Origin of the sequence: Lentilactobacillus parakefiri, from assembly GCF_002157585.1 — a bacterium.
GTDB classification, from domain to species: domain Bacteria; phylum Bacillota; class Bacilli; order Lactobacillales; family Lactobacillaceae; genus Lentilactobacillus; species Lentilactobacillus parakefiri.
Map to the genome: position 1 here is coordinate 1 of NZ_BDGB01000086.1, position 368 is coordinate 368.

Genomic DNA, 368 nt, shown 5'->3' on the forward strand with positions numbered 1-368 from the left:
CCGAATATCCTATTGGATCCGCCTCAAGTAACGCCTGATTTTAGAGTTGCCCTTGCCCGATGGGCAATTACTAACAATGCTTCCTATACGCAAATCGCTGCTAAGTTCGGCTATCTCGGGACTGCTCAGATTTACCAATGGAAAAAGATTTATCGCAATGAAGGGCCAAATGGGTTATTGTCTATATCAAAAGGACGGAAACCCAAAATGACAAACAAACGAAAGAAACCGACTAAGAAGCGGTCAACCAAGAAGAAACTCACTCCGGAACAAAATCGTCTTAAACAATTAGAAGCTGAGAACCGAGAGTTACGCATCAAAAATGAAGCGTTAAAATTATTGGCCTCGATGAAGCAACGAACAAAGAA

The 368-nt window shown here is 41.8% G+C and carries 1 protein-coding gene; it reads left to right on the forward strand.

Annotated features, from left to right (window positions below):
- Positions 1-368, forward strand: a 368-nt coding sequence (locus tag LPKJCM_RS09505; RefSeq protein ID WP_087069623.1) for a helix-turn-helix domain-containing protein, incomplete at both ends; no start/stop codon positions are given.